General features: G+C 70.3%; 17 protein-coding genes. 13 read left to right on the plus strand and 4 right to left on the minus strand.

Annotation, left to right across the window (positions count from 1 at the left end):
* Window positions 1–107: 107 nt before the first annotated feature.
* Window positions 108–2,270: a RecQ family ATP-dependent DNA helicase gene (locus ACH4DZ_RS38635; protein WP_398293425.1), complete on the minus strand. Its 2,163-nt coding sequence runs from the start codon at window positions 2,268–2,270 to the stop codon at window positions 108–110.
* Between the two features lie 132 nt (window positions 2,271–2,402).
* Here ACH4DZ_RS38635 and ACH4DZ_RS38640 point away from each other — a divergent pair, with 132 nt between their 5' ends.
* The 7 genes from ACH4DZ_RS38640 to ACH4DZ_RS38670 all read left to right on the plus strand — a co-directional run bounded on the left by ACH4DZ_RS38640 (window position 2,403) and on the right by ACH4DZ_RS38670 (window position 13,594).
* Window positions 2,403–4,151 (plus strand): DUF4192 domain-containing protein, encoded by a 1,749-nt coding sequence (locus ACH4DZ_RS38640; protein WP_398293427.1) that lies wholly within the window; start codon window positions 2,403–2,405, stop codon window positions 4,149–4,151.
* A gap of 499 nt (window positions 4,152–4,650) precedes the next feature.
* A complete protein-coding gene (locus tag ACH4DZ_RS38645; RefSeq protein ID WP_398293429.1) occupies window positions 4,651–6,765 on the plus strand; it encodes a glycogen debranching N-terminal domain-containing protein in 2,115 nt (704 codons plus the stop codon).
* A 125-nt stretch (window positions 6,766–6,890) separates the two neighbouring features.
* Entirely contained in the window at window positions 6,891–7,649 is a 759-nt protein-coding gene (locus ACH4DZ_RS38650) for an NUDIX domain-containing protein (RefSeq protein WP_387328671.1), read from the plus strand.
* Window positions 7,650–7,776: 127 nt separating this feature from the next.
* Window positions 7,777–9,648, plus strand: coding sequence for an ATP-binding cassette domain-containing protein (locus ACH4DZ_RS38655; protein WP_398293431.1), 1,872 nt, complete (start codon window positions 7,777–7,779; stop codon window positions 9,646–9,648).
* Between the two features lie 162 nt (window positions 9,649–9,810).
* Entirely contained in the window at window positions 9,811–10,698 is an 888-nt protein-coding gene (locus tag ACH4DZ_RS38660; RefSeq protein ID WP_398293433.1) for a FadR/GntR family transcriptional regulator, read from the plus strand.
* 406 nt (window positions 10,699–11,104) lie between these two features.
* Window positions 11,105–12,643, plus strand: coding sequence for an RNA polymerase sigma factor (locus tag ACH4DZ_RS38665; protein WP_398293435.1), 1,539 nt, complete (start codon window positions 11,105–11,107; stop codon window positions 12,641–12,643).
* 135 nt (window positions 12,644–12,778) lie between these two features.
* Complete coding sequence (locus tag ACH4DZ_RS38670) at window positions 12,779–13,594, plus strand: S1 family peptidase (protein WP_398293437.1); 816 nt, start codon at window positions 12,779–12,781, stop codon at window positions 13,592–13,594.
* Between the two features lie 133 nt (window positions 13,595–13,727).
* Here the strand turns inward: ACH4DZ_RS38670 and ACH4DZ_RS38675 are convergent, their stop codons facing one another.
* Window positions 13,728–13,958, minus strand: coding sequence for a hypothetical protein (locus tag ACH4DZ_RS38675; RefSeq protein ID WP_107021495.1), 231 nt, complete (start codon window positions 13,956–13,958; stop codon window positions 13,728–13,730).
* A gap of 441 nt (window positions 13,959–14,399) precedes the next feature.
* Here ACH4DZ_RS38675 and ACH4DZ_RS38680 point away from each other — a divergent pair, with 441 nt between their 5' ends.
* The 6 genes from ACH4DZ_RS38680 to ACH4DZ_RS38705 all read left to right on the plus strand — a co-directional run bounded on the left by ACH4DZ_RS38680 (window position 14,400) and on the right by ACH4DZ_RS38705 (window position 21,312).
* Window positions 14,400–16,523, plus strand: a complete 2,124-nt coding sequence (locus ACH4DZ_RS38680) for a type IIA DNA topoisomerase subunit B (protein ID WP_398293439.1) — start codon at window positions 14,400–14,402, stop codon at window positions 16,521–16,523.
* Window positions 16,524–16,780: 257 nt separating this feature from the next.
* Complete coding sequence (locus ACH4DZ_RS38685) at window positions 16,781–17,305, plus strand: DUF1453 domain-containing protein (protein WP_398293441.1); 525 nt, start codon at window positions 16,781–16,783, stop codon at window positions 17,303–17,305.
* Window positions 17,302–18,453, plus strand: coding sequence for a sensor histidine kinase (locus tag ACH4DZ_RS38690; RefSeq protein ID WP_398293443.1), 1,152 nt, complete (start codon window positions 17,302–17,304; stop codon window positions 18,451–18,453). Before ACH4DZ_RS38685 ends, ACH4DZ_RS38690 begins: the two co-directional genes overlap by 4 nt.
* A complete protein-coding gene (locus tag ACH4DZ_RS38695) occupies window positions 18,450–19,130 on the plus strand; it encodes a response regulator (RefSeq protein WP_398293445.1) in 681 nt (226 codons plus the stop codon). Before ACH4DZ_RS38690 ends, ACH4DZ_RS38695 begins: the two co-directional genes overlap by 4 nt.
* Window positions 19,131–19,234: 104 nt before the next feature.
* Window positions 19,235–19,723, plus strand: a complete 489-nt coding sequence (locus tag ACH4DZ_RS38700; protein WP_398293447.1) for a DUF485 domain-containing protein — start codon at window positions 19,235–19,237, stop codon at window positions 19,721–19,723.
* Window positions 19,720–21,312: a cation acetate symporter gene (locus ACH4DZ_RS38705; RefSeq protein ID WP_398293449.1), complete on the plus strand. Its 1,593-nt coding sequence runs from the start codon at window positions 19,720–19,722 to the stop codon at window positions 21,310–21,312. The genes ACH4DZ_RS38700 and ACH4DZ_RS38705 overlap by 4 nt, the downstream gene beginning before the upstream one ends.
* 19 nt (window positions 21,313–21,331) lie before the next feature.
* On the opposite strand, the gene ACH4DZ_RS38710 is transcribed toward ACH4DZ_RS38705, so the two are convergent.
* Both ACH4DZ_RS38710 and ACH4DZ_RS38715 read right to left on the minus strand, forming a co-directional pair.
* The gene (locus tag ACH4DZ_RS38710; RefSeq protein WP_398293451.1) at window positions 21,332–22,012 is read right to left on the minus strand and encodes a response regulator; all 681 of its coding nucleotides are present in this window, start codon (window positions 22,010–22,012) and stop codon (window positions 21,332–21,334) included.
* A complete protein-coding gene (locus tag ACH4DZ_RS38715; RefSeq protein ID WP_398293453.1) occupies window positions 22,009–23,694 on the minus strand; it encodes an ATP-binding protein in 1,686 nt (561 codons plus the stop codon). Before ACH4DZ_RS38715 ends, ACH4DZ_RS38710 begins: the two co-directional genes overlap by 4 nt.
* Window positions 23,695–23,755: the final 61 nt, after the last annotated feature.

A 23,755-nucleotide genomic window follows, 5' to 3' on the forward strand; every position in this document is an offset into this window, starting at 1 on the left:
CTTCCTGTCGAACTTGGTTGCGGCAACGAGCAATTGGGGCCACCGACCGTTATCTGGCGATCCGCTGCTTATATCCCTGCTCGGTATTTACCACCGCACCGCGGGAATCAACCTTGTACAGCGAGTACCAGCGGCAACACCCCCTGTGCGCCTGCCCGCCGCAGCATGCGCGCGGCCACCGCGAGCGTCCAGCCGGTGTCGGTCGAGTCGTCCACGAGCAGGACGGGTCCGTCGGCTCCGGCGAGCGCCGCGGCCAGACCGGGCGGCACCACCAGCGCACCGTCGAGGGCCTTCAGCCGCTGCGCGCTGTTGCTTCTGGAGACCTGTGCGGCGTCGGCTCCCGGGGCGTACTCGATGGAGCCCAGCAGGGGCAGGCGGCCGACCTCGGCGATCCGCGCACCCAGCGACTGGACGAGGTGCGGCCGGCGTTGCGACGCCATGGTGACGACGCCGACCGGGCGCGGCACGGCGCCGGAACCGCCCGACGCCCAACCGCCCGGCCCCTTCGCCCAGTCGGCCAACACGCCGACGACGGCCTGAGCCACGTCGTCCGGAACAGGCCCGTCCGGGGCCTGTGGGCCGAGCATCGGCCGCAGCCGGTTGCCCCAGCCGATGTCCGAAAGCCTTCCCAGCGCCCGTCCGGTCGCGGCCTGCTCCCCGGCCGGGATGCGTCCCTTCAGATCGACGCCCACGGCGGGCAGGCCCGTGGGCCACATCTTCCGGGGATCCACCTCGATGCCCGCGCGGCCGAGCTCGCCACGCGCCGAGTCCAGGGCGGACGAGGACACGGCGTCGGAGAACCGCGGCTTCGTGCAGGTGTCACAACGACCGCACGGGGCGGCTCCCTCGTCGTCCAGCTGTCGGCGCAGGAACTCCATCCGGCAGCCGGTCGTCGTCACGTAGTCGCGCATGGCCTGCTGCTCGGCCGCGCGCTGCTTGGCGACCCACGCGTAGCGCTCGGTGTCGTACGTCCATGGGGTGCCCGTGGAGATCCAGCCGCCCTTGACGCGTTTCACGGCGCCGTCCACGTCCAGGACCTTGAGCATCGTTTCGAGCCGTGACCGGCGCAGCTCCACCAGGGGTTCGAGCGCGGGGAGCGACAGCGGGCGGCCCGCCTGGCCGAGAACATCGAGGGTGCGCCTGACCTGCTCCTCCGGAGGGAAGGCGATCGATGCGAAGTACTGCCAGATCGCCTGGTCCTCCTTGCCGGGCAGGAGCAGCACCTCGGCGTGCTCGACACCACGGCCCGCACGGCCCACCTGCTGGTAGTAGGCGATGGGTGAGGACGGCGAACCCAGGTGCACCACGAAGCCGAGGTCGGGCTTGTCGAAGCCCATACCGAGCGCCGATGTGGCGACAAGGGCTTTGACGCGGTTGGCGAGCAGGTCCTCCTCGGCCTGCTGGCGGTCCGCGTTCTCCGTCTTCCCCGTGTACGAGGTCACGGTGTGCCCGGCCTGCCGGAGGAAGGCGGTGACCTCCTCGGCGGCGGCCACGGTGAGTGTGTAGATGATCCCGGAGCCGGGCAGTTCGCCCAGGTGCTCGGCGAGCCAGGCCATCCGGTGGGCGGCGTCCGGCAGCTGCAGCACGTTCAGGCTCAGGCTCTCGCGGTCCAGGGGGCCACGCAGGACAAGGGCGTCGGTGCTTCCGCCGGTGCCCAGTTGCTCGGCGACGTCGGCGGTCACACGCGCGTTGGCCGTGGCAGTGGTCGCGAGGACCGGGACGCCGGAGGGGAGGTCGGCGAGCATGGTGCGCAGACGACGGTAGTCCGGCCGGAAGTCGTGGCCCCAGTCGGAGATGCAGTGCGCCTCGTCCACCACGAGGAGACCTGTCGCAGCCGCCATCCTGGGCAGCACCTGGTCCCGGAAGTCCGGGTTGTTGAGCCGCTCGGGGCTCACCAGAAGGACATCGACCTCACCTTCGGCCACCTCGTCCTGGATCGTGTCCCACTCCTCGGAATTGGACGAGTTGATGGTCCGCGCCCGGATGCCGGCGCGTGCGGCTGCCTCGACCTGGTTGCGCATGAGGGCGAGGAGGGGGGAGACGATCACGGTGGGACCGGCTCCTTGCTCCCGCAGCAGCGCGGTCGCGACGAAGTACACGGCGGATTTGCCCCAGCCGGTGCGCTGCACGACCAGGGCCCGGCGCTTGTCGGCCACGAGGGCCTCGATGGCGCGCCACTGGTCCTCGCGCAGCCGGGCGTCGCCTCCCGGCGCGCCGACGAGGCGGGCGAGGACGGTGTCGGCCGCTGTGCGCAGCTCGTCGTTGCTCATGGCCCCATGCAACCCGATGGGTCGGACATCGCGCGAATGAGCCGGTCCGCTGTGGACAACTTCTGACGTGGCCATGGTCGTGGTTATCCACAGGGCAAAGCGGAATTCCGGGTTTCGCGGGATGGTCACGGCATGACGAACCACAGCGAACCGGCCGAGAACCTCGGCGGCGGCGGCGACACCGGCCGATGCGACGAGACTGCCGAAAAGAACGGCACGGACAGGCAGGACGGGCAGGACGGGCGGAGCAGGCAGGACGGGCGCGACGGGTGGGGTGGACGAGGCGAACCGGGCGTGGATCACGTCGGACGGCGAGAGGGTGTCGACGGTACGACCTCTGCCGACTCGGCACACGGCGCGGTCGCCGGCGCACATGGCACGGCCGGCGGCCTGTGTCCGGACCACCAGGTCACCCTCCGCACTCCGGCCGAACTGGCCGATGCCCTGCCCTACCTGCTCGGGTACCGGCCCGAGGACAGCATCGTGCTCGTCGCCCTGCACGACAGGGACGGGCGTGGCCGTTTCGGCGGTCGGGCCCGGCTCGGCATCCCGAGCCACGCGGACGACTGGCCGTCCGTGGCGCAGCAGCTGACGCACGGCCTGGTGAAGGGCAGCGAGCGCAGGGGTGCCCTGCCCGAGAGCATGGTCGCCTTCCTCTGCCAGGAACCCGGGGAAGGGGAGTCGGGTCGGGCAGTGATGGAACGGCTGCGTCCGCTCGCCCAACTGCTGCGCAAGGCCTGCGGAGTGCTCGACGTGCCGGTGATCGAGGCACTGTGCATCTCGGACGGCCGCTTCTGGTCGTACTGCTGCCCCAGCCAAGACTGCTGTCCGCCGGACGGTACGTCCATGGGGCTGCCGGGCACGTCCGTGTTGGCCGCGGCGGCCACCTATGCCGGCCTTCAGGTGAGGGGCACCCTGCGGCAGCTACGGGCGAGGCTCACTCCGTGGGAGAGCAAGGCGGCGTTGGAGCAGGAATCCGCCCTCGACGCGGTGAGCATGGCGCTGATTCCCCGAATCCTGGACGACGGGAGCCGCGCCGGTGTGGCGGCCAGGACCTTGGAACTGGCTCACCAGGTCATGCGCCGGCTCGCCGACGCCACCTCTGCCGCTCTTGGGGCCGGCACGCTGTCGGCGGATCTCCGGGACGACGAGTTGCTGCGTCACGAGGAGGCGGCCACGTTGATCCTCGGTCTGCAGGACCGCACGACACGGGACCGGGCGGCGGAGTGGATGGAGGGGGACGAGGCCGGACCGGCCCTGCGCCTCTGGAGGGCCCTGGCACGCCGCTGCGTCGGCTCGTACGGGGAGCACGCAGCGGCGCCCCTCACGCTCGCCGGGTGGGTCGCCTGGTCCTCCGGTGACGAACTGGAGGCCCGCGAAGCACTGGCCATGGCGCTCGGAGCGGATTCCGAGTACCTCTTCGCCCGGCTGCTCCACCAGGCGTGCAACGAGGGGCTGGACCCGGAGTCGATCCGCCGCTGTCTACGAGGGGAGCGCGCCGACCGTGTCGACGGTGAGGTGCTCGCCTCGCCGGTGGCGCCGGTGGCGCCGGTGGCGCGGGTGGGGCCTTCGGCCGCAGCTGGGCTGCCCGGAGGTGTTCCGGCGGGGCCTGCCAAGGGTTCCGCCCGCCGCCGACGCAGGTCGCGGGTTACGGAGGGCGCACCCGACCGGCCTGGTTCCCGACCGGCCGGTGCCGGTGGCACGCGCCGTCCTCGGTCCACCTCTTCCGGTTCCGGCTCCCCGGTAGAGGGAGGCCCGGGACGACGCGGCGACAGCACTGGTGGTGCGGCTCGCTCTTGCCGAAGTGCGAGGGACACGGGTATTGCGGGGGCTGTCGGGCGGCCTGGGACGTCGACGGGTGAGTCGAAGGGGGAGACGTGAGGGAGGGGGCCCGATGAGATCGACGGGACGTGGGTGGGGTTTTTCCTGTTCAGGTCGGGGCTGAGGTCGGGGTCGGGGTGGGGGGTGGGCTCTGGACGAGGGCCAGCGCCTTGGCCAGGGGATGACGATGGCGGTGGCAGTGGCAGTGGCGGTGGCGGTGGCGGTGGCGGTGGCGGTGGCGGTGGCGGTGGCGGTGGCGGTGGGAGTCGTGCAGGTGGTGGAGTCCGTGGTCTTCGGGGCGGCATGGGGCCGCCGGACTCCGGCGTGGAGACGGGCCGGGCATCGATGTCAGCAGGTCGGCCGTCGGGTCCGATCGGACGGCTTCCGCGTCCCAGGGCGTGACTCGGGACAGGCCAGCCCCGTTCACCTGAGTGGCGCAGCCCTCGTGCGTGCCGTGCCATCGCAGCGGCCTCGCCCTGTCGGAGCCCCCGCACATCGCCGAGCCCTCATACACCGCCGAGCACCCACTCAGCGCACGGAGCACGGAAGAAGCCGCCCCATGCCTCCGCCCATCCCGTCCTCGATGCCTTCCGTTCCGAACAGCGACCCGTCGCCCCTCGGCAGGCCCCCACAGCCCTCCGCGGGCCGCGCCGCTGCTCTGGCCCCGCAGACAGCGCCGGTCGTGCAGCGCGGCACGGTGAGCCTGCCACCCGCCCACACCGCACTGATCTGTGTCGCCCTGCCAGGACTCGCGATCTCCACGCAACAGGGGCAGCTGACGGGCCATGGACTGGAAGGCTTCTACCGGTCGGGTCGGCGCTTGCTCTCCCGATGCCGGCTACGGGTGGCGGGCCGGGAGCCGCTCGCCATCCAGGCCTGGATGGTCGCGCCCGACCAGGCGCGATTCGTGGCGGTCCTGAGCCTCTCCGCCGATGGTGGACCCGACCCGGATGTCCTGGTCGAACGCATGCGATACGCGGACGGCACGGAGCGGATCACCCTGCGCAGTGCGGCCGACCGACCTCTGCGCCTCCCCGTCGAGGTGGCGCTCGGCACGGACCTGGCCGAACTGGGTGCGGTCGCGGCGGGGAGAGCCGGCCCCGATCTGCGGCCCAGCGTCCACGACTCAGGTATGCGGTGGTCGTGTGCTACCGGGGACTCCGTCGTCACGGCCGACCCGCCGCCTTCGGACGCGCTGGCCTCCGCCGGACTGCTGCGCTGGGAGTTCGAACTGCCTCCCGGCGGCACCCGAAGCGTGGAGCTGAAGGTACGTCCGGCAGGGGCAGGTGCAGGTGCAGGTGCAGGTGCAGGGGCAGGGGCCGTTCGGGCCGTCGCCCGCGGGGCCGCAAGTCCTCTTGCTCCGGCACGGGCCGTAAGTGACGATCCGAGGGTCGAGGCGCTCCTGCGTACGAGCATCGAGGATCTGCAGGCCCTTCTCCTGCGTGATCCCGCGCAGCCGTCCGACACATACCTGGCGGCCGGGGCGCCCTGGCGCTGCTGCCTGGCACCCGCCGAGGCCCTCGCGGCAGCACGCATGACGCTGCCGCTGGGCACGCGCCTCGCCGCGGGGACCCTGCGGACCCTCGCCCGCACCCAACTCGTGGGCGCATGGCCTCGATCCGGCCTGATTCCCGGCCCGCGTCGGCAAGCCGGTGCCCAGCTGCCACCGAGTTGGACGGGGCAGGAAGCGACGTTGCTGTTTCCCGTGGTGCTCGCCGAGGCCCGCCGCTGGGGGCTCTCCGAGCCGGAGACGGAGGAGCTGCTGCCCGCGGCCGAACATTGCCTCCAGTGGCTGCGGACCGCTGTCGGCGACGGTACGTATCTGGCGGACCCGCACCCGGGTGGGCCATGGCGCTGTGAGACGCAGGCGCACGCTCACCGTGCCGCTCTGCTGGGCGCCGACCTCCTCGACGCGTACGGCAGGGGAGGCGGCGTCGAGCTGCGGCAGTGGGCGGGGAAGATGAGGACCGCGTTCCGGGAGGACTTCTGGATCGAGGACAGAGGGGGCGGCAGACCGGCCGCGGCCCGTCTGCCGGATGGACGGCTCGTACCGCACCTCGGCTCCGGCGGTGTCCACCTGCTCGACACCGGACTGCTCGGCGCCGGCACACCGGCACCGGGTCTGCTCGACACGGTGCAGACGGAACAGCTCGCGCGCCTGTTCGGTGGGCCCGCCATGGACTCGGGCTGGGGGCTGCGCAGCCTCGGTGTGAAGGAGACGGGCTACAACCCGTTCGGGCATCGGAGCGGGTCCGTGCGCGTCCACGAGACGGGTCTCGCGGTGGCGGGACTGGCCGCCGCGGGCTTCGAGAAGGAGGCGGGTTCACTGCTGCTGGGTGTGCTGGCGGCGGCCGAGACTTTCGGTCACCGGCTGCCGGAGATGTACGCGGGGGAGCGGCGTACGGAAGGTGGTTACCCGGTTCCGCATCCAACGGCCTGCAGACCGGCGGCCACAGCCGCGGCCGCCGGGGTCCTCCTGCTGACCACGCTCGCCGGGATCCGTCCCGACGCCCCGGCTCGCACGGTGACACTGCGTCCGGTGCGCGGTGCTCCGCTGGGAGAGATCGGGCTGACCGGCCTGCGAGTCGCGGGCGCCCCCTTCTCCGTACGCGTCAGCAGGCTCGGTCTGGCCATGGTCGAGGAGGCGGCCGACGGGCTTCAGCTGGGGGCGTGAGGGCCGGTCCCCCGCGAACCTGGGCTCACGAGGGTCGCGGTGTCCTGTCCGGGAGCGTCGGTTCAGCCATGTGAGCGACCGGTGAAGGGAGTGTTTATCGTCAGGCAGACGACTATGATCGCGGCATGCCCTACGACCCGTCAGCTTTCGCGCCGTTCGCCGTCACCGTCGACCTGGTCGTGCTGACCGTGCGTCGTCACGCCCTGTGCGCGCTGGCGATTCGCAGGGGCGAGCCGCCCTTCCAGGGGCGGTGGGCGTTGCCCGGCGGTTTCGTACGGCCCGACGAGGACCTGTCGCAGGCTGCGGCGCGGGAACTGATGGAGGAGACCGGGTTGTGCGCGCATGCCCCGGACGCCCCCGCACAGGTGAACGGGGCTCACCTGGAGCAGCTCGCGACCTACGGCGACCCCAAACGTGACCCGCGCATGAGGGTCGTCAGCGTCGCCCATCTCGCTCTCGCGCCCGACCTGCCCGCGCCCAGAGCCGGCGGAGACGCGAACAGCGCGCGTTGGGCTCCAGTCGAGGACCTGCTTCAGCAAGGCGGTTACGGACGTGACGGGGAACAGGCCGCGCCGCTCGCCTTCGATCACGCCCAGATCCTGTCGGACGGTGTGGAGCGTGCCCGTTCCAAGATCGAGTACTCGTCGCTGGCCACGGCCTTCTGCCCGCCCGAGTTCACGGTCGGCGAGCTGCGCCGGGTGTACGAGGCGGTGTGGGGGGTGGCGCTCGACCCGCGCAACTTCCACCGCAAGGTGACCGGTACGCCGGGTTTCCTCGTTCCCACGGGCGGGACGACGACCCGTCAGGGCGGTCGCCCCGCCCAGCTCTTCCGGGCGGGTGGCGCCACGCTGCTCAATCCGCCGATGCTCCGCCCCGAAGTCTGAGACCGGGGCGAGAGAGGTCGGCCATGACGCCGACAGTCCGGTCAAGCGGCCGGACCGGTGCGGAGGCTGCTCCCGAGGGCGCCCGAGGTGACCGGAAAAAGGCACATATCGCGCTATCTTGCTTAGGGTGATCCAGGCCATCGGACTGACCAGCAACGCCCGCAAGGAGTTTCCCCCCGCTGTCGACGACGTCTCCTTCGAGGCGCCTCCCGGCCGTGTCACGGCGCTCCTCGGAGCCCCGGGCGCAGGCAAGACGACCGCCCTCAGGCTCATGCTCGAACTGCAACAGGGCCGCGGAATCACCTACTTCAGAGGTCGCCCGCTGCACCGCATCGCCCATCCCTCGCGTGAGGTGGGCGTTCTCCTCGGCGAGGTTCCCGGTCACCCGGCACGCACGGTCCGAGGCCAACTCCGCATGCTGTGCGCCGCGGCGGGCGTACCCGCACGGCGCGCCGACGACGTCCTGGAGGTGGTGGGCCTCGTCAGCCTGCGCGACGAGCGTCTGGGAACTCTCTCGCGAGGTATGGACCGCCGCCTGGGCCTCGCCTGCGCCCTGTTGTCCGATCCGCACACGCTCGTGCTCGACGGTGCCACGGACGGACTCTCCGCTCGCGAAAGTCGCTGGCTGCACGGGGTGCTGCGTGCCCATGCCGGTGCAGGCGGCACCGTGCTGTTCGCCACGGACGACCCGAGAGAAGCCGCACGGACCGCTGACCGGGTCGTCACACTGGAGAAGGGCAGGCTCGTCGCCGACCAGGAGGCCGCGGATTTCGCCCGCACCCGGCTCCGGCCCCGAGTCGCCGTCCGCAGCCCGCACGCCGCCCGGCTCGGCGCTCTGCTGGTCAAGGAGGCCCGCGCCGCCCGGTGCTCCGTGGAGGTCGTGCGGGAGGACGGCAATCGCCTCTCCGTGTACGGCAGCACCTGTGCCGACATCGGCGAGTCCGCCTACCGGCACGGCATCCTCGTACACCAACTCGCCGACGAGGTCGGGGACATGGGGGCGACGCCTGCGCCGCAACCGGAACCGCAGCCGCAGCCGCAGCCGCAGCCGCAACCGGAATCGGAATCGGAGAAGCATCCTCATGGAGCTGGAGCTGGAGCTGGAGCTGAAGCGGCAGTCGAGGTTGAGGCAGGGGTCGAGGGTGAGGCCGTGGCGTCGGTGCGGAGCGCGGGGGTGCAGGGCGCGCGCGAGTTGTCGCCCCTGCCGCCGCCCATCACCGTCCGCCAGGGCGCCGGCCCCCTTCGGCCGCTGCGCTACGAGCTGCGCCGCGCGGCGGGGGTCGCTACGGGCTGGCTCACCGCGGCCGCCGTGCTCGTCGTCTCCGCCCTCATCGCCGTACTCCTGGCCAGAGCGGGACACACGCCGCAGTCGCGGCTGCTCGCCGCGTGGCCGCGGGACTTTCCCCTGCCGCCGGCGGCGCTGGGTGCGGGACTGCTCGGCGCCTTCGCCTTCGGCGACGAGTTCCGTCACCCCGCCCTGGCCACGGACCGCGGTACCGTCCCCCGTCGCCTGGGGCTGCTGGCCGCCAAACTCGTCGTCGCGGCGGCGACCGCGCTGACGCTCGCCCTCGGCGTGGTGGGTCTGAACGCCGAACTGCTCTACGTCGTCTACGGACGGGAGCTGACGGGAGTTCCGCCCGACTGGATCCCCTTGGGTGCCAGTTGGGTCGGCCTCGTGATCGGGTGCGCCTGGGCGGGGGTTCTGGCGGCAGGGATCTTCCGGTCCACGACCGCCGGCCTCGCGGCGGTTCTCGCCGTGCCGATCCTGGTCGTACCGGTCGTGCAAAAGGTTCTGGAGGGGCCGTCGGTCCGGACGGCTGCCGGGTTCTCGACCCGGCTGCGTGAGCTCGTACTGGTGCGGTGGCCGTTCGGGGGCGAGCACTATCTGGTCGCCGCCGCAGAGGTGATCGCTCAACCCGTAGCCGGCGCACTGATGTTGTCACTCACGGCTCTGCTCTGCGCGTATCTGCTCACGACCCTGCGGAGCCGGGCCCGATGACGACCTTCCGTGCACGTGTGTTCCCCTCGTGTGCGCAACTCCACGCAGAACGCCCATTTCTTTCCGATAAGGCGTCAATTGCGACGGGGTGAGCGATCACCCTTTCGTGTGCTTTTCACCAAAGACCTCAAGGGAGTTGGAGACGGCGCCGACAAAGGATCCGTGACTACCCTTGCGCACGCCATGATGACCGCCGCCCGTTCCGCAGACTCCGGCCTCACCGGTCCGGGCGAACTCGACCGCTACCCCTATGCGGAGGGCCCCGGCGCAGACCGCGTCGGCGGCTCCATGTGGGATGCCACGGACCCGGACCTGGGCCGCATGGGCCGACGTGCCGCCGGAAGTCGCGGCCGCGGCCTGCATGGCCAACTGGTTCAGCAGCTGGGTCAGATGATCGTCTCCGGTGACCTGGGTGCCGACCGCCCGCTCGTCCCCGAGGAGATCGGCCAGCGGTTCGAGGTCTCCCGCACCGTCGTCCGTGAGTCCCTGCGTGTCCTTGAGGCGAAGGGTCTGGTCAGCGCCCGCCCCAATGTCGGCACACGTGTGCGTCCGGTCAGTGACTGGAACCTCCTGGACCCGGACATCATCGAATGGCGCGCCTTCGGTCCGCAGCGCGACGACCAGCGTCGTGAGCTGAGCGAGCTGCGCTGGACCATCGAACCGCTGGCCGCCCGCCTCGCCGCCGGGCACGGCCGGCCGGAGGTCCAGCAACGGCTCACCGACATGGTCGAGATCATGGGTCACGCGATGGGGCAGGGTGACGCGCTCACGTTCTCGCGGGCCGATGCGGAATTCCACTCGCTGCTCATCCAGGTCGCGGGCAACCGCATGCTGGAGCACCTCTCCGGGATCGTGTCGGCCGCGCTCCAGGTCTCCGGTGGCCCGGTCGCGGGCTGCGACCGACCGAACGAGGCCTCCCTCTCGCACCACGCCCGTATCGCCGACGCTCTCGCGGCGGGCGACGCCTCGGGCGCCGAGGCGGCCATGCGGCAGCTGCTCACCGTCCACCCCGAGGTGGAGCGTGTCGTGCCCGCGCCGCGCGAGCACTGATCGCGCACCGCGGGTGGCGCGGTCGGGGCGTTCGCCCCGCGTGGCACCATTCGGTCGGCGAACCGTCTGCCGCCGGGCCCCACCGGATCCTCCAGGAGTCCGGTGGGGCCCGGCGATGCGAGGGGATGCCGGATGCGTCTACTGACCGCCTCTGACCGTATCTGGCCGCTTTTAGGCACTTACGGGGTGTGACTCGGGCCACGCAGATTGGGCGTAACACTCTTCGGGACAGCGCGATGACCTAAGAGGTGACAGCCGAGTAGGGAATATGGGCGCCGCTTCAGGCGCTGTGACTCTCCCCGGCTCCCGCCCGCGCCGTCGGCCCATTCCAAAGTCGGCGGTCGTCGGCTCCTCTCCGCAGTGGACGGGGCCGGAAGCCGTTTTCCAACGTTCCGAGAGGTTGTTCGTGTCGGCCAGCACATCCCGTACGCTCCCGCCGGAGATCGCCGAGTCCGTCTCTGTCATGGCGCTCATTGAGCGGGGAAAGGCTGAGGGGCAGATCGCCGGCGATGACGTGCGTCGGGCCTTCGAAGCTGACCAGATTCCGGCCACTCAGTGGAAGAACGTACTGCGCAGCCTCAACCAGATCCTCGAGGAAGAGGGTGTGACGCTGATGGTCAGTGCCGCGGAGCCGAAGCGCACCCGGAAGAGCGTCGCAGCGAAGAGTCCCGCCAAGCGCACCGCCACCAAGACCGTCGCGGCGAAGACGGCGACGGTCAAGAAGGCCACCGCCACCGCCACGCCGGCGATGCCCGAGGTCGACGATCCCGCCGAGGACGCGACCGCCAAGAAGGCCGCGGCCAAGAAGACGACCGCCAAGAAGGCGGTCGCGAAGAAGACCGTCGCCAAGAAGACGGCGGCGAAGAAGACCACCGCCAAGAACGCCGACGCCGAGCAGGGCGACGACGAGGCGACCGAGGAGACTCCGGGTACGGCCAAGACCGGCGAGGAGCCCACCGAGGACGGCGCTCAGGGCTTCGTGCTGTCCGACGAGGACGAGGACGACGCCCCCGCGCAGCAGGTCGCCGCGGCCGGTGCCACCGCCGACCCCGTCAAGGACTACCTCAAGCAGATCGGCAAGGTCCCGCTGCTCAACGCCGAGCAGGAGGTCGAACTCGCCAAGCGCATCGAGGCCGGTCTGTTCGCCGAGGACAAGCTGGCCAACGCCGACAAGCTCGCGCCGAAGCTCAAGCGCGAGCTGGAGATCATCGCCGAGGACGGCCGGCGCGCCAAGAACCACCTCCTGGAGGCCAACCTCCGCCTGGTGGTCTCCCTGGCCAAGCGTTACACCGGCCGCGGCATGCTCTTCCTGGACCTCATCCAGGAGGGCAACCTCGGTCTGATCCGCGCGGTGGAGAAGTTCGACTACACCAAGGGCTACAAGTTCTCGACCTACGCCACGTGGTGGATCCGTCAGGCGATCACCCGCGCCATGGCCGACCAGGCCCGCACCATCCGTATCCCGGTGCACATGGTCGAGGTCATCAACAAGCTCGCGCGCGTGCAGCGCCAGATGCTCCAGGACCTGGGCCGCGAGCCCACTCCGGAGGAGCTGGCCAAGGAACTCGACATGACCCCCGAAAAGGTCATCGAGGTCCAGAAGTACGGTCGTGAGCCGATCTCCCTCCACACCCCCCTGGGTGAGGACGGCGACAGCGAGTTTGGTGACCTCATCGAGGACTCCGAGGCGGTCGTCCCGGCCGACGCAGTCAGCTTCACGCTCCTCCAGGAGCAGTTGCACTCCGTCCTGGACACCCTGTCCGAGCGTGAGGCGGGCGTCGTCTCGATGCGCTTCGGTCTCACCGACGGTCAGCCGAAGACCCTCGACGAGATCGGCAAGGTGTACGGCGTCACGCGCGAGCGCATCCGCCAGATCGAGTCCAAGACCATGTCGAAGCTGCGTCACCCGTCACGCTCGCAGGTCCTGCGTGACTACCTGGACTAGGCCTCGGCCGTAGTACGTCGTCGAGGGCCCGGCTTCCCGTCATGGGAGCCGGGCCCTCGGTCTGTGCGGAGTGCGGAGTGCTGTCGGCTGGATCACTCTGGGTGTCTCGTGACAACCCCGGAGTGAGGAGCGCGCATGCGTCGTACCTTCGTCCGTGCACTGGCCCTTGTGGCCACGGCGGCAGTGATACCGCTGGTAGTCCCGGCCCCCGCGACGGCCGACGTCGTCATCGGTGGCCACCCGGTGGACATCGCCGAGGCCCCTTGGATGGTGGCCCTGTCCAGCCGTGACCGGTTCGGGGGAACACGTGCGGGACAGTTCTGCGGGGGAGTGGTGATCGGGCGGGACACGGTGCTGACAGCCGCCCACTGTCTGGGCGAGGAAGTGCTGGGGGCTCCCCCTCGGCAGGTCCGGGATCTGAGGGTCGTCGCGGGTCGCGGGGATCTGCGGGCGGACGGGGGCAAGGAGATCGCCGTGCGCGACATCTGGATCAATCCGCGGCACGACAGCTACACGAATGCCGGGGACTTCGCCGTACTCACCCTCTCGGAGCCGCTCGCCGCCGATTCGGTCATTCGCATGGCGGGCGCCGGGGACGCCGTCTACAACCCCGGGACGGGCGCTGTGGTGTACGGCTGGGGCGACACGACAGGTGGCGGGGACTACGCGGGTTCCCTGCGTGCCTCGCATGTCCGGGTGCTGTCCGACGCCGTTTGCGAGGAGGCCTATCCGAGCAGTGCGGACGGAACGTACCTCGCCGGCTCCATGCTGTGCGCGGGAGAGGCGGCTGGTGGCCGGGACGCCTGTCAGGGTGACAGCGGCGGGCCCCTGGTCGCTCAGGGGCGGTTGATCGGCCTTGTGTCGTGGGGGAGCGGCTGCGGACGGGTCGGCAGCCCCGGGGTCTATACGCGGGCCTCAGAGGTCGTCACAGCGCTCGGAGGGGGCCACTGAGAGCCGCCTGACGGCTTTCGTGGGCAGGAACGCACCTTGCGCAGCCACGAGCGCGGGCGGCCGCCCCTGGGATCAGGGGCGGCCGCCCGGTCACCGGCCTGTGCCGGAGATGGCTCGTCGTCTGCGCGAAGTGTCAGTGCTCTTCGTCATTGGCGCTTGCCGGGGCGGCCGTCAACCGCTCCGTCTCGTCCTGTATCTCAGCGGCGATCTTCTTGAGTTCCGGCTCGAACTTGCGCCCGTGGTGGGCGCAGAAGAGCAGTTCACCACCGTTGAGGAGGACGACGCGCAGATATGCCTGGGCGCCGCAACGGTCGCAGCGGTCAGCGGCCGTCAGTGGGCTCGCGGGGGTCAGAACAGTAGTCACGTCGCCTCTTCTCTAGCTCGACGAGCTGTCGTACCAGGGTCAACATCCAACCAGGCCGAAAACGTTCCCGCTCGTGGCTCTTCCTCGAAAAAAATCTTTCCGAGTCGGCTGTCTGCTGCCGGTTGGCGGCGAATGAGCCGTATTGCGTGTCTTCGTGTCTTACGGGTTCGCGCTCTGTCAGGTTCAGTCCTCACCGGCTGGCTTGCCGGTTGTTCTTGAGGACGTGCCCGGAGCCTAAATGGTTCATGCCTGGAAGGGAACGTGATATGTACTTCACTCCAACGAGGGATCGAACAAGCATACGACTCTGGACTAGTCTGCGTTTGGGGCGAGGGTGGCGTTACAACGGCTCTACCAGGCCTCGGTACCCTCAGACCGGTGACCGAAGCCGGACCCTTACCCAAAAGGGCCCCAACTGAAATTCAGCGAGGAGCGAACCGCGTGACCGCCGAGACGTCCGTGCCGTCCACAGCCCTGCTGACCGGAGCAGACCGGGACGGTTCCAACTACACCGCGCGGCACCTGCTCGTCCTCGAAGGTCTAGAGGCCGTGCGGAAGCGCCCGGGCATGTACATCGGTTCGACCGACAGCCGCGGTCTGATGCACTGCCTCTGGGAGATCATCGACAACTCCGTGGACGAAGCCCTTGGAGGGTACTGCGACCACATCGACGTGACCCTGCATGACGACGGTTCCGTCGAGGTGCGGGACAACGGCCGGGGCATCCCGGTCGATGTCGAGCCCAAAACCGGCCTTTCAGGCATCGAAGTCGTGATGACCAAGCTGCACGCCGGAGGCAAGTTCGGCGGCGGCTCGTACGCGGCCTCCGGTGGCCTGCACGGCGTGGGCGCCTCCGTGGTGAACGCGCTCTCGGCCCGCCTGGACGTCGAGGTGGACCGCGGGGGCAACACCCACGCGGTGAGCTTCCGGCGGGGCACACCCGGCGCCTTCAAGGGCGACGGCGCCGATGCCACGTTCGACGCGTCCTCCGGGCTGCGCAAGCTCAAGAGGGTCCCCAAGAATCGCACCGGCACGCGCGTGCGGTACTGGGCCGACCGCCAGATCTTCCTCAAGGACGCCAAGCTCTCCCTGGAGAACCTGCACCAGCGCGCCCGGCAGACCGCCTTCCTGGTACCCGGCCTGACCCTGGTCGTCCGCGACGAGTTCGGCCTCGGTGAGGGCGGCAGCAAGGGCGAGGAGTCCTTCCGCTTCGACGGCGGCATCAGCGAGTTCTGCGAGTACCTGGCCTCGGACAAGCCCGTCTGTGACGTGCTCCGCTTCTCCGGTCAGGGCAGCTTCAAGGAGACCGTCCCGGTCCTCGACGACCACGGACAGATGACTCCGACCGAAGTCACCCGTGAGCTGGGTGTCGACGTCGCGATGCGCTGGGGAACGGGCTACGACACGACGCTCAGGTCGTACGTGAACATCATCGCCACGCCCAAGGGCGGCACCCACGTCGCCGGCTACGAACAAGCGGTCGCCAAGACGATCAACGAAGTGCTGCGCTCCAAGAAGCTGCTGCGGGTCGCGGAGGACGACGTCGTCAAGGACGACGCCCTGGAGGGCCTCACCGCCGTGGTCACCGTGCGCCTCGCAGAGCCGCAGTTCGAGGGGCAGACGAAGGAGGTGCTCGGCACCTCCGCGGCTCGTCGCATCGTGACGAACGTGGTCTCCAAGGAGCTCAAGGCGTTCCTGACCTCCACGAAGCGGGACGCGGCCGCTCAGGCCCGTGTCGTCCTTGAGAAGGCGGTGGCCGCCGCCCGTACGCGGATCGCTGCCCGTCAGCACAAGGACGCCCAGCGGCGGAAGACGGCCCTGGAGTCCTCCTCGCTGCCCGCCAAGCTCGCCGACTGCCGCAGCGACGACGTGGAGCGCAGCGAGCTGTTCATCGTCGAGGGCGACTCGGCGCTCGGCACCGCCAAGCTCGCCCGGAACAGCGAATTCCAGGCACTCCTGCCGATCCGCGGAAAGATCCTCAACGTTCAGAAGTCGTCCGTGTCCGACATGCTGAAGAACGTCGAGTGCGGCGCGATCATCCAGGTCATAGGAGCGGGCTCGGGGCGCACTTTCGATCTCGACGCCGCCCGCTACGGGAAGATCATCCTGCTCGTCGACGCCGATGTCGACGGCGCCCACATCCGCTGTCTGCTCCTGACGCTCTTCCAGCGTTACATGCGGCCCATGGTCGAGGCGGGCCGGGTGTTCGCGGCAGTGCCGCCGCTGCACCGGATCGAGCTGAGCCAGCCCAAGAAGGGCCAGGACAAGTACATCTACACGTACTCGGACCGTGAGCTTCGGGAGACCCTGCTCGAACTCCAGCGGAAGAACGTGCGGTACAAGGACTCGATCCAGCGCTACAAGGGTCTGGGTGAGATGGACGCGGACCAGCTGGCCGAGACGACCATGGACCCGCGCCACCGCACACTGCGCCGGATCAACATCACCGACCTCGAAGCCTCCGAGCAGGTGTTCGACCTGTTGATGGGCAACGACGTCGCTCCGCGCAAGGAGTTCATCTCCAGTTCCGCGGCGACGCTGGACCGCTCGCGCATCGACGCGTAGGCGGTCCGACCGACGCGTCCGCGGTCCGACGGGGCCGGCCGGAGCTCCGGCCGGCCCCGTCGGACCGCAGAGCTCCGTGCGGGCGCGGGGAAGAGCACAGGAGACTCGCTCCACCCGTGGGTGGAGATCAGCGCTCGCCAGGATCCACCCGCGATCCACCCGGGCTCCGATCCGCAGACCGGCGCGCTTCCGTAGCGTCGAAGGCGTCGGCAGCACTCGCTGCCGACGCCTTCCTCTCCTCACTCACGGAGGCCGCGATGTCCGGGCTTGTCGATGTCCTGGCGATCCTCGCCGTGGTGGTCCTGGTGATCGCCCGCCAGTTCCGCCCCCGGCGGCTGGACGCGGACAGGCGCTGGTGGGTCGCGCCAGGCGTACTCATCGTTCTCGCCGTGCGCGAGCCCGGCCTGCTGGATCCCGGCCATCGGACGGCATCGGCTCTCCTCCTCGGCACCGAACTCCTCATCGCCCTGGTCACCGGCCTCGGCTGGGCATGGACCACGCGACTGTGGGCGACGCCGGACGGAGCGGTGTGGAGCAGGGGCAGCAAGGCGGGCGTCAGCGTCTGGACAGCAGGCATGGCCCTGCGGGCGGGCCTGGCCGGCCTCGGCGCCGCGCTCGGCCTCCACCAGGACACCTCGGCCCTCCTCCTCGGGCTCGCTGTGACACTGCTCGTCCGCTCCGGGATCCTGGCATGGCGGGCGCAGGAACTGCGTCCGGCGACCGGGCAGAGCACGGCATACGGTGAAGACGTGCCGCGCCCCATGTGGAAGGAGCGCGTGTGACGGAGAACGTCTGGCAGCGCTGGCCCTCCCGTGAGGCGCTCTCCGGAGCGGGGGTGCACAGGGCCCGGCACGCGCTCACGCTGGCCTCACGCATCCTCGCCGTCGGGATTCTTCTGGTGGCGACCTTCAAGGACAGCGACCTGCACGGCTGGGGCATCGCGGCAGCCGTCCTGGGAGTCCTCGCGTGCGGATTCGGAGCCTGGGGCTTCACGAGGACCACGCTCGACCACCGGCTCGTGCCCTCTCTTGGACTGCTGGCCCTGCTGTTCGCCGTCGCCGTGGCGGCTCACGGTGGGGGGTTCCGGGCGCCCGCCCTCGTCCTGTGGTGCGTGTGTGGCGTCATCGCGATGGAGCGTTTGCCCCTGGTCGCAGCCCTCCCCGCCACCGGCGCGGCGCTGGGAGCGTTCGCGGCCGTCAATCACGACAGCTTGCCGGCCGTCGTGGCCACGACCGGAGGAATCGCTCTGGCCGGCTACGTGCTCCGGCTGGACGCGGAGGCCCGGGGCAGCACCCAGCGGCTGCTCGTCCAGGAGCGTGCGGCGCGGGCGGCCGAGGCGGAGTCCGCGGCGCTGGCGGAGCGGGCCCGGATCGCACGGGAGATCCACGACGTACTGGCACACAGTCTCTCGGCCCAGCTCGTGCACCTGGAGGCGGCCCGACTGCTGATCGAGGGAGGAGGCGAGAGGGACCAGGTCCTCGACCGTGTCGTGGCCGCGCGAAGAATGGCCCGTGAAGGGCTCGCCGAGACCAGGCAGGCGCTTTCCGCGCTGCGCGGTGAGCTGTCCCCGCTGGAGGAGTTCCTGAGCGAGCTCGTCGCCGAGTCCGACGGTGCCGACGTCACCGTCACGGGTGAACGGCGACTGCTCCCGGCAGAGGTGTCCCAAGCGGTTCGCAGAGTCGCCCAGGAGGCGCTGACGAACGTCCGGAAGCACGCGCCGGGCGCCAAGGTCCGCATACGGATGGAGTACGGCCGGCACGAAGTGACGCTGCACGTACGGGATTCGGGTGCGCCGCCGGGAGAGTTCACCCACACCGGCGCCGGATACGGTCTGCTCGGAATGCGGGAGCGCGCCGAGCTGCTGGGCGGCTCGTTGGCGGCCGGGCCGGACGAGGAGGGGTTCGTGGTGATGCTGAAGGTGCCCGTATGACGGAGGACTGCGGTGGGGGAGCGGCCCGTGTCGTGGTGGCGGACGATCAGACCGTGGTGCGCGAGGGCATCGTGATGCTGCTCGGCCTGCTGCCGGGTATCGAGGTCGTCGGTGCGGCCGCCGACGGGTACGAGGCGGTACGGCTGGTGGCCGAGCTCGACCCGGACGTGGTGCTGATGGATTTGCGCATGCCCCGCTGCGACGGAGCCGAGGCGACCAGGCGCATCAGGTCCGAGTATCCGAGGACACAGGTGGTCGTGCTCACCACGTTCGCGGACGACGAGTCGCTGTTTCCCGCTCTGAGAGCGGGCGCTCGCGGCTATCTCACCAAGGACGCGACCGGCGACGAGATCGTCCGAGCCGTGCGGAGCGTGCTGTCCGGGGACGCGGGACTCTCGCCGGGCATCCAGCGGCGTTTGCTGGAGCGACTGACGGAACCGGAGTTCGCCTTGCCCGCGCAGGAGACTCCGGACGGGCTGACCCTGCGGGAGACGGAGGTGCTGGTGCTGATCGCCGAGGGCCTGAGCAACCAGGAGATCGCCCGCAAGCTGCAAGTGTCCACGGCCACGGTGAAGACCCACATCAACAACCTCTTCGCCAAGACAGGGCTCAAGGGCCGCGCTCAGGCCGTCCGTTACGCCTTCGGGAAAGGACTTGTGCGGCCACCAGGGGGGTGAGTCACCTGATGGGGTGAAGTGCGCGGAGAGAAGAGTCAGGGATCTTCCCGTTCTGTCCATCCTTGGGCACGCGGCCGAAACGGGCGGCGGACAAGGAGAGTTCGGTGGAGAAGCACGACGGTCCCGACCCCGGACAGGTCCGGATCGACGACCCCTGGTACGACGCGCTCGCCTCCGGGTGGGGCGAGTTGGACGGTACGGGTACGCCCGCTCCCGCTGTGCCGCCCGCGCGCGGGGAGCGGGAGGACCTGAGCGCGCGCGCCGCCGATGTCTATCTGGAGGTGCAGCGCAGCGCCGCCTTCCAGGAGGTGCGCAGCCGGTATCGGAGGTTCGTGATGCCGGCCGTCGCGGTGTTCTTCACCTGGTACGTGGCATACGTCGTGACGGCGACCACGGCGCCGGCCTTCATGGCGCGGCCCGTCGTCGGCGCGGTGAACGTGGCGATGGTCGCGGGGCTCGGACAGTTCCTCACGACGTTCCTCTTCACCTGGGCGTACGCGCGGCACGCGCGGCTGCGCAGGGACCGGGCCGCGCTCGACCTGCGCTGGGACACCCAGGAGCTGACGCGCAGCGTCGCGGGTGGTGACAGGTGACGGGGAACCATCAGACGCTGGCCCTGCTGCTCTTCAGCGTGTTCGTCGCGATCACTCTGGGGATCACGACCTGGGTGAGCCGTCACCGGCACGGTTCGGCGGAGGAGTTCTACGCGGGCGGCCGGCTCTTCTCGCCGATGGAGAATGGTTTTGCCATCGCGGGCGACTACATGTCCGCCGCCTCCTTCCTCGGCATCTCGGGGCTGATCGCGCTCTTCGGCTACGACGGACTGCTGTACTCGGTGGGGTTCCTCGTCGCGTGGCTCGTCGTCCTCTTCCTGGTCGCCGAACTGGTGCGCAACTGCGGGCGGTTCACGCTCGCCGACGTCGTCGCCGCCCGGATGAGCGAGCGGCCGGTGCGCATCGCGGCGGGAACGTCCTCGGTGACCGTGTCGGTTCTGTATCTGGTCGCCCAGATGGTGGGAGCGGGCAGCCTGGTCGCGCTGCTGCTGGGAGGCACGGGCGAGGCGGCGCAGACCTGGACGGTCATCGGCGTCGGCGCGCTCATGGTCGTGTACGTGTCGTTCGGCGGGATGCGGGCCACCACATGGATCCAGATCGTCAAGGCGGTCCTCCTCATGGGCGGGGCGATCGCGTTGACCGTGCTCGTCCTGGTGCGGTTCCACGGGGACTTCGACCAGTTGCTGCGTACGGCGGCGGAGCGGAGCGGGCACGGGAAGTCGTTCCTGGCACCGGGCCTGAAGTACGGCGGCGACTGGACGGCGCGCCTCGACTTCATCAGCCTGGGACTGGCTCTGGTGCTCGGCACGGCGGGCCTGCCGCACATCCTGTCGCGCTTCTACACCGTGCCGACCGCCCGTGCCGCCCGTCGCTCGGTCGTCTGGTCGATCGGGCTGATCGGCGGGTTCTACCTGATGACGATCGTGCTGGGTTTCGGAGCGGCGGCGATCGTCGGCCCCGATGCCGTACGCGGGTCGAACGCGGCCGGGAACACGGCGGTTCCGCTGCTGGCGCTCGATCTGGGCGGCGGGGCCTCATCCGCCGGAGGAACGGTTCTTTTTGCGATCGTCGCCGCGATCGCCTTCGCCACGATCCTCGCGGTGGTCGCCGGCATCACGCTCGCCTCCTCGGCCTCCGTCGCACACGACCTCTATGCGTCGCTGCGGCGACGGCGTGCCAAGCCGCGTAGTGAGGTGGCCGTGGCGCGGATCGCCGCCGTCGGGGTCGGCGTCGTGGCCATCGCGCTCGGCCTGCTGGCACGCGACCTCAATGTGGCGTTCCTGGTGGGACTGGCCTTCGCGGTCGCCGCGTCGGCTAACCTGCCCGTCCTGCTGTACTCGCTGTTCTGGCGGAACTTCACGACACGCGGCGCGGTGTGGTCCGTGTACGGGGGGCTGGTGCCGGCCCTGGTGCTCGTGGTGCTGTCGCCCGTGGTGTCGGGCAGTCCCGGCTCGCTGTTCCCGGGCGTCGACCTCCAGTACTTCCCGCTGGACAATCCGGGCCTGGTCTCCATTCCGATGGGCTTCCTCGCGGGCTGGCTCGGCACGGTCACCTCGACGGATGCGCCGGACGAGGCCAAACACGCGGAGACGGAGGTGCGGGCGCTCACGGGGGCCGGGGCGGTCTGAGGCTCACGCGGGTTCTCCGTCAGGGGCGGGTCGCCCAGACATAGCGGTGTTCGGGGCGGCCCGCGTCGCCGTACTTCAGGCTCAGGGTGGCCCGGCCGGTGCGCTCAAGTAGCTTCAGATAACGCTGGGCGGTCTGCCGGCTCAGTCCGGTCCGCTCGGCGATCTCCTGGGCGGACAGAGGGCTTTCCGCGTTCACCAGGGCTTGGCGCACCGCCTCCGCGGTGGTGGGGGAGTGCCCTTTGGGCAGGTCCGGTTCCGTGCCCGTGGAGAGGGCGCCGAAGATCCGGTCGACCTCGGCCTGTTCGGCCTCGCCGCCCCCGTCGAGGGTGCGACGCAGTTCGGCGTACGCCTCAAGTTTCGCGCGGAGTCCGGCGAAGGCGAACGGTTTCACCAGGTACTGCAGAGCGCCGTGCCGCATCGCCGCCTGGACCGTGGTGATGTCGCGGGCCGCGGTCACCATGATCACGTCGGCCTGGAGGCCCCGCCGCCGCATCTCCTGGACGACCGCGAGACCGGTCTCGTCGGGCAGGTAGTGGTCGAGCAGCACCAGATCCAGTTGGGGCAGCGCCTCCATCTGCCGCAGGGCCTCCGCCGCTGAGTGCGCCTCGGCCGCGACATGGAAACCGGCGACCTTCTCCACATAGGCGGCGTTGACCCGAGCGACCCGGACATCGTCGTCCACGACCAGTACCTCGATCATCGCGGTTCCTCCTTGGTGGTCGTGGCGGATCTCTCCAGTGCGGGGCCGGGTTCCGGCTGGGAGGTGAGCGCAGGTTCCGCGAGGGCTTCCGGCAGCACGATCGTGAACTCCGCGCCCCCGCCCTCCGCCTGCGCGACCTGTGCGCTGCCACCCTGCCGTTCAGCGAGCCGGCGCACCAGCGGCAGGCCGATCCCGCGCCCCCGGTGGGCCGGCGGCTCCTTGGTGGACCAGCCGTCCGTGAAGATCAACTCACGTTGCCCGGCGGGGACCCCTGGCCCGGTGTCCCGCACCCTGAGCACGGCCGTACGCCCTTCCGCGCGCAATTCGACCTCCACGCGCGCGTGGAGGGTGCCCGCGACGGCGTCGAGCGCGTTGTCGACGAGGTTACCGACGATCGTGACCAGTCCCCGGGCATCGACCAGCCGGTCGGGGAACAGCGTCCTGTCGGAAACCGTCAGGGCAACGGCGCGCTCCGCCGCGACTGTGGCCTTGCCCACCAGGAGGGCGGCGAGCAGCGGGTCGTGGATCTTCTCGGTGATCTGTTCCGCGGTGGCCCTGTGGTCGCCGACCACCTCGCCGACGAACTCCACCGCGTCGTCGAACATCTCCAGCTCCAGCAGACCGAGCAGTGTGTGCATCCGGTTGGCGTGCTCGTGGTCCTGGGCGCGCAGGGCGTCGATCAGACCGCGGGTGGAGTCGAGCTCGCGGCCCAGTTGCTCCAGTTCCGTGCGGTCCCGCAGTGTGGCGACGGCGCCGCCGTCGTCGGTGGGCATGCGGTTGGCGACCAAGACCCGCTGTCCGCGGACGGTGAGCAGATCGGTTCCGCTGACGGTCCCGGCCAGCACATCGGTCGTACGTCCCTCGCCGAGCGCCGTGCCGAGGGGCTGCCCCACGGCTTCGTCGCCGAGGCCCAGCAGCCGCCGGGCCTCGTCGTTGAGCAGCCGGATCCTGCCCTCCCGGTCCAGCGCGACGACGCCCTCCCTGATGCCGTGCAGCATGGCCTCACGTTCCGCCAGGAGTCCGGCGATGTCCGAGAAGGCCAGGTCACGGGTTTGCCGCTGTACCCGCCGTGAGATCAGGTAGGCGGCCAGCGCGCCCACGGCCATCGCCCCGCCCGCGTAGGCGAAGAGCCCCGGGATGGCATGGACCAGGCGGTCCCGCACACTGTCGTACTCGATACCGACCGAGACCGCGCCGACGATGTGACCGCCGGCGTCGCGCAGCGGCACCTTGCCGCGTGCCGAGCGGCCCAGTGTGCCGTCGTCGATCTGCATGACCTCCTGGCCGGCCAGCGCCTGCCGCGGGTCGGTGGAGACGCGTCCCCCGATCTCGGCGGGATGGGTGTGCGACCAGCGCACGCCGTGCATGTCCATGACCACGACATACTCGGCCCCGCTCGCCCTGCGGATGCGCTCCGCCTCGGCTTGGACGGGCCCGTCCTTCGAGGGGCGTGTCGACGTCAGCTCGTCGGCGAGCTGTGGCTGTGCCGCCGTGGTCTGCGCGATCGCGAGCGCGCGACGCATCGCCTGGTCGTCCAGCTGGTCACTGAGAGGAGCGAGGAACAGACCCGTCGCGAGTACGGCGACTCCGGCGGCGATCGCCACCTGCATCAGCAGCACCTGCGAGAACATCCGCCTCGGCATGCCGAGGCGGAGTCGTCGAGCAGGGGGAGGGGGGCTCATACCCATGACGGTACGGGGAACGGCGGGCCGGGCCGTGGACGAAGTGGCGTGAATCTCGTTC

The organism is Streptomyces sp. NPDC017991 (assembly GCF_044328075.1).
Lineage (GTDB): Bacteria > Actinomycetota > Actinomycetes > Streptomycetales > Streptomycetaceae > Streptomyces.